This window comes from Corallococcus sp. CA049B, from assembly GCF_003611685.1.
GTDB lineage: Bacteria > Myxococcota > Myxococcia > Myxococcales > Myxococcaceae > Corallococcus > Corallococcus coralloides.
On the sequence record NZ_RAWC01000275.1, the window covers coordinates 1 to 10,293 of the forward strand.

Genomic DNA, 10,293 nt, shown 5'->3' on the forward strand with positions numbered 1-10,293 from the left:
GTCCAGGGGCGGGGCAGGCGGGGCGCGGTCGTGGCCGACGAAAGTCACCGGCTCCGGCGAAGGCGGCGGGACGGGAGGGATCCAGGCCGGTGCGGCGGGACCGGGCGCGACCTGGCCCGTGAAGGTCCCGGAGGCCCGGGTCTCCTCGGGGGCCGCGGAGAGGTCATCGTCCTGGCCGACGAAGGTCGAGGGCTCGCTGGAGTTGAGCGCGGCGGCGGGCGCGCTCACGACGCGCACCGGAGGGGCCACGAGCGGACGGACCGGCGTGATGGGCCGGAGGTCGAGGACCGTCCGCTCCTCGGGCTCCTCCATCATCGGCGGAGGCAGCGCGGGCGAGGCTTCCTGCGGAGGCGGCGCCTTTTCCAGCGGCGGAGCTTCCCGGGTCGCCGGAATCGCCATCAGCGTGCGCTCCTCGGGCTCGTCCGGCTCCGGAAGGGGCGGCACGGAAAGCGGCGCGGCGGGCACGGGCGAGTCCACCGTGGAGATCGCCATCAGCGTGCGCTCCTCGGGCTCGTCCGGCTCCGGAAGGGGCGGCACGGAAAGCGGCGCGGCGGGCACGAGCGGGTCCACCGTGGAGATCGCCATCAGCGTGCGCTCCTCGGGCTCGCCCAGCTCCGGGAAGGGCAGCATGGGCGGCGGCGCGGCGGGCACGAGCGGGTCCACCGTGGAGATCGCCATCAGCGTGCGCTCCTCGGGCTCGTCCAGCTCCGGGAAGGGCAGCATGGGCGGCGGCGCGGCGGGCACGAGCGGGTCCACCGTGGAGATCGCCATCAGCGTGCGCTCCTCGGGTTCATCCGGCACCACGGGTGCCAGGCCCACGGGAGGCGATACGGCGGAAGGCCGTGCTGGAGGCGGCGGAGCCGTGAGCCCCGGCGGCGTCATCAACGGCAGGCCCGTTGAGGAAGCAGGGGCACCCCGGGCCACCGGAGCAGCGGACGCGCGCGCGGCGCCAAGCCCCAGCGAGGGACGGTTCAGCGCGGGCGCACCGACACCGGGAAGGTTCGCGACGGCGCTCTGCTTCGCGGGACCTGGAGCCGCGACCTTCTCCGGAGCAGCAGTCGCCGCGTGGGCAGCCCCCGTCGAAGCAGGGGTTCCGGCCGCGGGAAGCTCGAGTGCGGTGACGTGCGCGGGCTCCGAGGCAGTCTCCGGCGCGGACGACCGGCCCGGCCCCGAGGCACCCACGGCTGACAGTCCCGGCCCGGAGGCCCGGACGGAGGCGGAAGCTCCCGAAGCCCGGTTCGCCGCCGAGGCGCTCGGCACCGGGGGGCCAGCAGGAGCCTTGGCCGGAGCGCCCACGCCCGGAGCAGCGGAACCCAACACCGGGGGGCCCGAGGGAGTTCTGGCCGGCGCTCCCGGCCCTGAAGTCCCCAACACAGGAGGCGCGGCGGGAACCTTGCCCGAAGCAGCCGACGCGGAGGCCCCCAGCGCAGGCGGCCCCGAGGGGGGCCTGGGCGGAGTCGCCGCAGCCGACGCGGAGGCACCCAGCACAGGAGGCCGCACCGGAGAAGCTGCTGCTGGCGCGGAAGCCCCCAGCACAGGAGGCCCCGGCGGAGGCCGGACCGGAGCAGCCGCGACCGGCGCGGAGACATTGACCGCCGGCAGATCCGGAGCGGAGGGCCGCTTCGGCGTGGCGGCCGGCATCGGCATCGCCGGGGTCGCCCCACCCTTCGCGGCGGGCACGGCCAGTCCCGGGCGCGGCGGCGATGCCGGCCGGGCCATGGCCGGCATCGACTGCTGGTAGCTCGTGGGCGCCGCTTCGATCTCCGCGAGCGAAGCCTGCTCCAGGCCCTGCGGCGACACCTTCGCATTGGGCGGCGCGAGCGCCCGCCGGATGGGCCGGGTGACGTCGTCGTCATCCTCCGGCGGCATCCACACGAAGGTGAACTCCACCGGCCCCACGGTGATGCGGTCGCCGTCGCGCAGCTGCTTCTCGCCGCCCAGCGGCTGGCCGTTCAGCTGCGTGCCGTTCGCGCTGCCGACGTCCTCCGCGAAGTAGCGCCCATCCCTCGCCGTGATGCGGGCATGACGCCGGGAGACCCCGTGGTCATGCAGGACCAGGTCGTTCTCCGAGGTCCGGCCGATCTTCACTTCGGCCTGCTCGAAGGCGAGCTCCCGTCCGACCTGGAGCCCCTGGGTGATGGTGAGCAGGATGGGCAGAGGACTAGCCCCCGACGTTGCCGAACATGAACTGGAACACGATGGGCCCGAAGAGCACCATGAACACCGTCGGGAAGATGCAGGCGATGAGCGGGAAGAGCATCTTCACCGGCGCCTCACCCGCGAGCTTCTCCGCGCGCTGCGTGCGGTCGATGCGCATCTGCGTGGACTGGATGCGCAGCACCTTGCCCAGGCTCGTCCCCATCTTGTCCGCCTGGATCAGCGCCGTGACGAACGTCGTCAGCGACGGCAGGTCCACGCGCACGATCATGCTCTTGAGCCCCTCTTCACGCGTCTTGCCCATCTTGAGCTGCTTGAGCACCAGCTGCAGCTCTTCACGCAGCGGCCCCTGGCGGCCCTTCTCCACCACCTTCGCCAGCGCGCCCGTGAAGTCCATGCCCGCTTCCACCGACAGCGTCAGCAGGTCCAGGTTGTACGGAAGCGCGCGGCTGATGGCCAGGTGACGGCGCTTCACCTGGTCGTTCAACCAGATGAGCGGATAGAACAGGCCCAGCAGCATCACCACCAGCGACCAGGCCAGGTTCGCCCCGATGCCGTTGGCGACGAACAGGCCCACCAGCAGGCCCAGGAAGGCGCTCACCTCCTGCAGCGCCATGATGTCCTCGGGCTTGTACTGGGACGGCTCGCCCGCCTTGATCAACTTGCGGCGCGTCTTGGACTCGTAGCCCGGCCACATGAAGCGCCGGTTCATCGAGCCCAGCTTGCGGATGGCGACGGAGCCCGCGCCCTTCATGCCGCCCGCGGACTCGTCCCGGACTTCCGTGAGGAAGCGCTCCAGGAGGTTGGAGTACAGGCCGATGCCCAGGAACGCCACCGCGCCCGCGGTCAGCAGTGCCGAGCCGCCCATCAGCAGAAATGTCAGGACTTCCTGCACGGTGCGCCTCGTTTCAGATGTCGATGTTGACGATGCGCCGGATGATGAGGATGCCCATGATCTCCATGATGGCGATGATGGTCACCAGGATGTAGCCGAAGATGTGGTTCATCATCGGCTCCATCAGGTCCGGACGCATGTAGTTGAGCACCATGCCCAGCACCGCCGGCATGGCCGCGACGATCCACCCTTGAAGCTTGCCCTGGGACGTCAGCGCGTCGATCTTGCCTTCCAGGCGGAAGCGCTCGCGGATCACCGTGGAGATGGTCTCGAACATCTCCGCCATGTTGCCGCCCAGCTGGCGCGCGATGTTGGTGGACACCACCACCAGCTCCAGGTCGTCGCTGCCCACGCGCTTGCCCATGTTGACGAGCGCCTCTTCCAGGGGCACGCCCAGCTTCACTTCCTTCACGAAGAGGCCGAACTCCTGGGACAGGGGCGGCAGCGCTTCGCGCGCCACGTGCTCGATGGCCTGCGGGAACGTGAGGCCCGCCTTGAACGCGTTGGCCATGGCCTGCAGCGCGTCCACCAGCTGCACGTTGAACTTCTTGATGCGGCGCTTGCGGTAGTGCTTCACGAGCAGCATCGGCAGGAAGAAGCCGAAGATGGTCGCGAGCACCGCCAGGATGGGGTTGAAGACGATGTAGCTGAGGATGCCCAGAAGGCACATGCAGGCGATGTTGAGGATCAACATCTGCCGCGCGTCGATGAAGAGGAACATGTCGCTCAAGTCGTTCATCGACTTGGCGACGTACCGCTCCTGGTACTGCTCATACGCCTTCGACAGGACGCTGAAGATCACCAGGCTGAAGAAGAACACCGAGCCGGTGACGAGAAGGAGGACGATACCTGCGAGCATGGGCGCGAATCCCCGGGGGATGAGGGAGGGGTCGGCAGGGCCGCTTCAGCCTTGAAGCAAAGCGGCCCCGCGCGCGGGACTACGGAGCTCCGGCCGAGGCCTTCTCGCCGCCGCCACTGCCCTTGATGATCTGGATGATCTCGCGGCGCTTCTGCTCGAGCACGCGGGTGCGCTCACCGGAGAGCAGCGTGCTGATGGTCGCGCGGCCACGCTCTTCGATGAGGTCCACGTCGTCCTCGTTGCGCAGCGACAGGGTCAGCTGCCCCAGCTCCGCCGCCAGCACCAGGATCTCCGCCTCTTCCGGCAGCACCATCAGCGAGACGTTGGAGTACTCGCGCTGGTTCTCCGGGATGAGGTTGATGTTCGTGGTACCGGTGATCTTGCCCGTGGCGACCACGATGATGTTCTGCAGCAGCGTCACCGCGACGCTCTCGTCCGTCTGCGGATCGCGGAACGTGCCGATGATGTCCACGTGGTCGTTCGGACGGATCCACCCGCCCACGGACGTGGTCTGCTTCGCCTCGATGGTGATGGCGCGCGCCTTCTTCTGCACCTTGGTGGACAGGCGCTCGGCGGCCTTCGTCGTCTCGAACTGGCTCCAGAGGATGGGGTCGCCGGCCTGCAGCGCCACCAGCACCTTCTGGTTCACGATGTAGTTGGCGGAGTCCGGCTTCACCACCGACGAGGTGACGAACTGCTCCGGCACGGAGCGCTGGGAGATCATCTCGTACGTGATGACCGAGCCCTCGGGCATGTCCTGGCCCGCCACCACCACGGGCACCAGGTTCCACCCGCGGCGCACATCCGATTCCTTCTTCTTGATGGCCGAGTAGGCCACGATGCCCGCGAGCAAACCGAGCACCAGTGCGACGACGAGTGGGGTCTTACCCTTCAACATGGTTCAAAGTCCTCCAGAACGGTGGGGCGCCGTCGTGGCGGCAGGACTGCTTTGGACGAGGGGGCAATGCCAGGGCGCGAACAGCGCAAGATGTTAGCCATGCCCCAGAGCAGGTGTCAAAACCACCTCTCGCGACAAAGCGGAATCCCGGGACCTCAGGAGCTCACGGAGCCTGCCCGCCCAGGGGGGAGGACGGCTCGACGCAGCGTGCTGATCCGCGGCCTGCCGTCCCTCAGGGGAACGGCAGGTTCAGCACGAAGTAGAACGAGTCGTAATAGATCTGGTACGCCTCGAGGAACAGGTCGATGACGTTGGTCTGCCGGTCGTCCGTCCAGCGGATCCGCACCGTGGCGCCAATGACGAGCCCGACGATCAACACCCAGTTGATCATCGAGTACTCCACCATGGCCTGGCCACGGCGGGCCCGGCGCGGGGAGCGCGGCGGTGACTTGCGGGGGCTGTTCACGGGGGGAGCGTGCACGTCCGACGTCATGTCCCCATTATCCAGGACCCGGGCCCCGGACGCATCGGTCATGTGGACTGCCGCCCTTCCCTACTGCGCGGGCTGGGAAGGGGCGGCCCTGGCCGGAGCGGACGCCGGAGCCGTGGAGGGCGAGGCCTGACGCAGGCGGCGCTGGGCCAGCTGCGCCGCGCTGGAGCCGGGGGCCTCGGAGATGATCTGCCCGCAGACGGCGGCGGCCTCCTGGGTCCGGCCCTGGACGGACTCCGACTCGCAGAGCCGTGAGAGCAGGGCCAGCCGCTCGCCGCCGCTGGCTCCGGCCGCCAGCGCGGCGCGCAGCAACTGTGCCTCCCGGGCACGGTCGCCCTGGTTCGCGGCGGCCTGGGCCTGGGCGGACAGGTCGCGCGCCGTCATCGCCTCCTTGGACGCGGACTTCTCCATGGGAGCAGGCTTCGCGGCCTCGGCGCGAGCGGACTCCTGCTTGGGCATGGCGGTCGAAGGCGCCGGGGGCGTGGACGGCGGCCGCGCACCACCGATGGAGCCGATGGAGCCCACGGCGGTGGGGGCCATGGGCTCGGCCTGGACCACGGGCGCGGAGGCCACTGCGGGAGGGGGCGGAGGCGCGCCCGCGGCGACGCTCTGGTCGTCATCCATGCCGAGCCCACGGCCATAGGCCGCCTCACCCAGCCGCAGGGAGTCACCCGCCGAGCCCATGGCCTTGTCGCCGAGCTTGCCCGGGGAACGCCGCCGCGCGGGTTCATCCTTCGCGGCGTAGCCTTCGTTGGCCGCATCTTCCTTCGGAGGCGACACCGGCATGACCGCCCCGGCCGGCGCCTGCTCGAGCGCGGCGAACGCGTCGTCCGCGTCCCGGACGGCCTTGGACACCTTCTTCTTGGGAGCCTCGGCGTCCGCGCGGCGCTCCAGCAGCGCGCCACCGCTGCCCGCGTTCATCCAGTCGGACGGACGGGCCGCGGCGTTGCCCTTGCGCTGCACCTTGGCCTCCACCTGGTTCTTGCTGAACTCCATCTCGCGCGGCGCGGCCGCCAGCGCGTCGGAGGCCCCCTCGGGCACGTCCACTTCTTCGAGGGTCGCGCTCGAGGGCGCGGGGGCCATCGCGGTCGGGGCGCTCTTCTCCCGAGTCCGCGACTCCTGCTTCGCCGCCTCCATCGCCTGGCTGGGCGCGGCCCGCTGCGACAGGTTCGGCGACAGGTCGAGGTTCTCGCTCACCGTCAACGTCAGGAGGCCGAAGGTGCCCACCGTGGCCAGGCCCACCGCGGGCAACAACCATCGGCGCCAGCGCGAGGGCTTCGGCTCGGGGCCGGCGGCGGCGCGGCGCGCGGACTGCTGCGCGTACGCGAGCAGCGACTCCAGGCCCGCGTCCGGCGCGGGCTCCGACGACAGCTGCGCCATGGTGGTGCGCACGCCGCGGATGTCCGCCAGCGCCTTCGTGCAGCGCGCGCAGCCCTGGACATGCTGCTCCAGCGCGTGGGCCTCCGACGCGGGCAGCTCGCCATAGGCGAAGTCGAGGAGCCGGTCCTCGTGCGCGTGGGCATTCTGGGCATTCATCCCGCCACCGTCCTTCCATCCTCCGACAGGTCGCCGTCCACGCCCAGCTCACCCAGGCGGCGGCGCAGGCCCTCCAGCGCGTAGCGCATGCGGCTCTTCACCGTGTTCTCGGACACGCCCGTCACCTCGGCGATCTCCTTGAACGGGATGCCGCTGTACTCGCGCAGCACGAACACCTCGCGCTGCTCCTCCGGCAGGGCCGACAGGGCCCGCTCCAAGAGGGGCCGGAGGCGGGCGTTGTGCGCGCCGCGCTCCGGGCTGGCCCCGGAATCCGGCAGCCCCTCGCCCAGCGGACGTCCCTCGTCACCGTCGGCACCCGCCGCGGGGGCTTCCAGGGACGTCGCCTGGCGGTAGCTCTCTTTGCGCGTGCTGTCCACGCAGAGGTTCCTCGCGATGGTGTACAGCCAGGTCGTGAACCGGGCCTTGGGCTCGTATTCCCGGGCGCTGCGGACCACCTTGAGCCAGGTCTCCTGCAGCACGTCCTCCGCCCGCGCCCGGTGCCCCACGAAGCGCAGGATGAAGTTGAACACCGGCGCGCGGTGCTTGCGCACCAACGCATCGAACGCACGCGCGTTTCCCGCCTGGAAGGCGAGCATCAGCTGCTCGTCTGAGGTTTCGGGTGCCAAACTTCCCCCAGTGCCCATGAAGCCACGGGTGCCATCCCCTTCACCGCCCAAGGCCTGTAACGGACAGCCGTGCGCGAAAGGTCTATTCCGGCCGTGGCCGCCGGTAAGTGGCGAGAATGACAGGGACCGCCACCCCTGTCACCAGAAGTGCCTGCGCCAGCAGCACCGCCGGTAACGGGCGCTGCACATGCACGTACAGCGAGCGGCCGAGCCCCACCCCCAACAGGACGCCCGTCAGCGTGCGCACCGCGTTGGAACCCGAAGCGGGCCGGAAGCGTCCCACCGCCCAGTCCACGAGCGCGGGCAGCGTGAGGGCCAGCACCACCGGCACGTCCCACTCCCACCGCAGCGGCGCCTTCAGCGCGAACAGTCCGAGGAAAACGCCAGCGAGCACCGGATACGTGCCCAGGCACCGCGCGCACACGCGCACGCCCGCGAGCACGTACGTGCGGTTGTACTCATCCGGGTGATGATGGCTGAGCCAGAACACCGGCACCTCCTCCGGACGCGGAAACAGCGGCCCCGTCCTGCACGTTGCGCGACTCCCCTTCGGCCAGGAAGCACGCCGCGGCGTGGCCTCCGCCCAGGGGATACAGCGGCGGTGACTCGCGGCGGCAGCGCTCCATCGCATGCGGGCAGCGCGGATGGAACGCGCAGCCGGCCGGCGGCGACAGGGGCGAAGGCGGCTCTCCCGGCAGCAGCAGCCGCGCGCTGGGACGCTCCGGATCCGGCACCGGCACCGCGGACAGCAGCGCCTGCGTGTACGGATGGCGTGGCCCTGCGTACAGCGACCGGGACGGCGCCACCTCCACGATGCGGCCCAGGTACATCACCGCCACGCGCGTGGACACGTACTCAACGATCTTCAGGTCGTGCGCGATGAAGACGTACGTGAGCCCGCGCTGGCGCTGCAGGTCCACCAGCAGGTTGACGATCTGCGCCTGGATGGAGACGTCCAGCGCGCTGATGGGCTCGTCCGCCACCACCAGGTCCGGACGCAACGCGATGGCACGTGCAATGCCGATGCGTTGACGCTGGCCACCGGAGAACTCGTGCGGGTAGCGCTGGCGCGCCTCGCGGGGCAGCCCCATGGCGTCGAGCAGCGCCAGCACCTCGTCCTCGCGCGCCTTGCCCTTCGCGAGGCCGTGGATGGCGAAGGGCTCCGCGAGGATGTCCCCCACCGTCATGCGCGGATTGAGCGACGCGTAGGGGTCCTGGAAGACGAGCTGCATCTGGCGGCGCAGCGGCCGCAATTCGCGCTGCGACAGGCCGGTCAGCTCGCGCCCGGCCACGCGGATGGAGCCCGAGGTCGGGTCGAGGAGGCGCAGCACCGCGCGCCCCAGCGTGCTCTTGCCGCAGCCGCTCTCCCCCACCAGGCCCAGCGTCTCGCCGCGGGCGACTTCGAAGGACACGCCGTCCACCGCGCGCACCGTGCCGCGCGTGCGGCCCAGCAGGCCGCCCTTCACCGGGAAGTGCACCTTCAGGTCGCGCACCTGGACCAGCGGTTCGCTCATGGCGCGGGCACCGGATGATGACAGGCGGCGGACTGGCCTCCGCGCTTCGGCTCCAGCGCGGGCGTGACGCGGGCGCACAGCTCGGAGGCGCGGTCGCAGCGGTCGCGGAACGCGCACCCGGACGGCAGCGCGGTGAGCGACGGCACCATGCCGGGGATGGCCTTCAGGCGCTGACGTCCGCCCTCCACCGCCGCGCCCGCGTCGTGCAGCGACGGGATGGAGCGCAAGAGGCCCGCCGTGTACGGGTGCGCGGGCCGCGCGAACAGCTCGCGCACCGGGGCCTGCTCCACGATGCGGCCCGCGTACATCACCACCACCGCGTCGCAGCTTCCCGCCACCACGCCCAGGTCGTGGGTGATGAGCATCACCGCCATGTTCCGCTCGGCCTGGAGGCGCTTGAGCAGCTCGAGAATCTGGGCCTGGATGGTGACGTCCAGCGCCGTGGTGGGCTCGTCCGCGATGAGCAGCGCCGGGTCGCACGCGAGCGCCATGGCGATCATCACGCGCTGGCGCATGCCGCCGGAGAGCTGGTGCGGATACGCGTCCACGCGCTCGCCGGGCGCCGGGATGCCCACCTGCCGGAGCATCTCCACCGCGCGCTCACGCGCCTGCGCCCGGCTGGCGCCCAGGTGCAGCCGGACGCCTTCGCCAATCTGCTCGCCCACGGTGAACACCGGGTTGAGCGACGTCATGGGCTCCTGGAAGACCATGGCCACGTGCCGGCCGCGCACGCGCCGCATCTCCTTCTCCGGCAGGGCCAGCAAATCATTGCCCCGGAAGCGCACCTCGCCGCCCACCACGCGGCCCGGAGGCTGGGGAACGAGCCGCATCACCGACAGCGCCGTCAGGCTCTTGCCGCAGCCGCTCTCCCCCACCACCCCCAGCGTGCCGCCGGGAGGAACGGCGAAGGACACGCCGTCCACCGCGCGCACCGTGCCGCGCGGGAGCGACAGCTGGGTGACGAGCCCCCGCACGTCCAGGAGCGGGGCCGGCGCGACGCCGGTCACTTCTGGGCCAGCTCCTCCAGGAACTCCGCCTCCTGGATGAGCCCCTTGCGGATGAGCAGGCGGATGAGGCTCGCGACCATGCGCGCGGGCTTCACCTTCTCCGTGTCCAGGCTGGCCTCCTCGCCGCGCGAGATGCGGTCGATGTCGTCCAGCACCGCCAGGTCCTCCTCGGAGAAGTCCGGCGTGGGCGTGAGCGCCACGGACGGCTTCACGCCCTGCGCGGCGCCGCCGAAGAGCACCACCGGCACGCGCGGCTTGCTCGGGTCCTCCGGCTCCGAGGGAGGCGGAGGCGGCGGCGGACGGGCCGCGGC

At 71.0% G+C, this 10,293-nt stretch carries 10 protein-coding genes and 1 pseudogene; all 11 read right to left on the reverse strand.

Features of this window, described 5'->3' with window-relative positions; genetic code table 11:
• Window positions 1-2,088: FHA domain-containing protein (locus D7W82_RS41975; RefSeq protein ID WP_233588136.1), on the reverse strand; the 2,088-nt coding region annotated here is incomplete at its 3' end.
• Between the two features lie 73 nt (window positions 2,089-2,161).
• Window positions 2,162-3,052, reverse strand: coding sequence for a type II secretion system F family protein (locus D7W82_RS35445; RefSeq protein ID WP_120622538.1), 891 nt, complete (start codon window positions 3,050-3,052; stop codon window positions 2,162-2,164).
• Window positions 3,053-3,065: 13 nt separating this feature from the next.
• The gene (locus D7W82_RS35450; RefSeq protein WP_120622539.1) at window positions 3,066-3,911 is read right to left on the reverse strand and encodes a type II secretion system F family protein; all 846 of its coding nucleotides are present in this window, start codon (window positions 3,909-3,911) and stop codon (window positions 3,066-3,068) included.
• Between the two features lie 79 nt (window positions 3,912-3,990).
• Window positions 3,991-4,809: a Flp pilus assembly protein CpaB gene (gene cpaB, locus D7W82_RS35455; RefSeq protein ID WP_120622540.1), complete on the reverse strand. Its 819-nt coding sequence runs from the start codon at window positions 4,807-4,809 to the stop codon at window positions 3,991-3,993.
• 232 nt (window positions 4,810-5,041) lie between these two features.
• Window positions 5,042-5,302, reverse strand: a complete 261-nt coding sequence (locus tag D7W82_RS35460; protein WP_120622541.1) for a hypothetical protein — start codon at window positions 5,300-5,302, stop codon at window positions 5,042-5,044.
• Between the two features lie 60 nt (window positions 5,303-5,362).
• Window positions 5,363-6,835, reverse strand: coding sequence for an anti-sigma factor (locus D7W82_RS35465; RefSeq protein WP_120622542.1), 1,473 nt, complete (start codon window positions 6,833-6,835; stop codon window positions 5,363-5,365).
• On the reverse strand, window positions 6,832-7,479 hold the full coding sequence (locus D7W82_RS35470) for an RNA polymerase sigma factor (protein WP_120622546.1): 648 nt from the start codon (window positions 7,477-7,479) through the stop codon (window positions 6,832-6,834). The genes D7W82_RS35465 and D7W82_RS35470 overlap by 4 nt, the downstream gene beginning before the upstream one ends.
• A gap of 64 nt (window positions 7,480-7,543) precedes the next feature.
• Window positions 7,544-7,951, reverse strand: coding sequence for a DUF2085 domain-containing protein (locus tag D7W82_RS35475; RefSeq protein ID WP_120622543.1), 408 nt, complete (start codon window positions 7,949-7,951; stop codon window positions 7,544-7,546).
• Window positions 7,920-8,975, reverse strand: coding sequence for an ABC transporter ATP-binding protein (locus D7W82_RS35480; protein ID WP_120622544.1), 1,056 nt, complete (start codon window positions 8,973-8,975; stop codon window positions 7,920-7,922). The genes D7W82_RS35475 and D7W82_RS35480 overlap by 32 nt, the downstream gene beginning before the upstream one ends.
• Window positions 8,972-9,982 carry an ABC transporter ATP-binding protein gene (locus D7W82_RS35485; protein WP_120622545.1) on the reverse strand — a complete coding sequence of 337 codons (1,011 nt, stop codon included), beginning with the start codon at window positions 9,980-9,982 and terminating at the stop codon, window positions 8,972-8,974. Before D7W82_RS35485 ends, D7W82_RS35480 begins: the two co-directional genes overlap by 4 nt.
• Window positions 9,979-10,293, reverse strand: a pseudogene (locus D7W82_RS35490) (hypothetical protein); the annotation flags it as partial. The pseudogene D7W82_RS35490 and the gene D7W82_RS35485, both read right to left, overlap by 4 nt.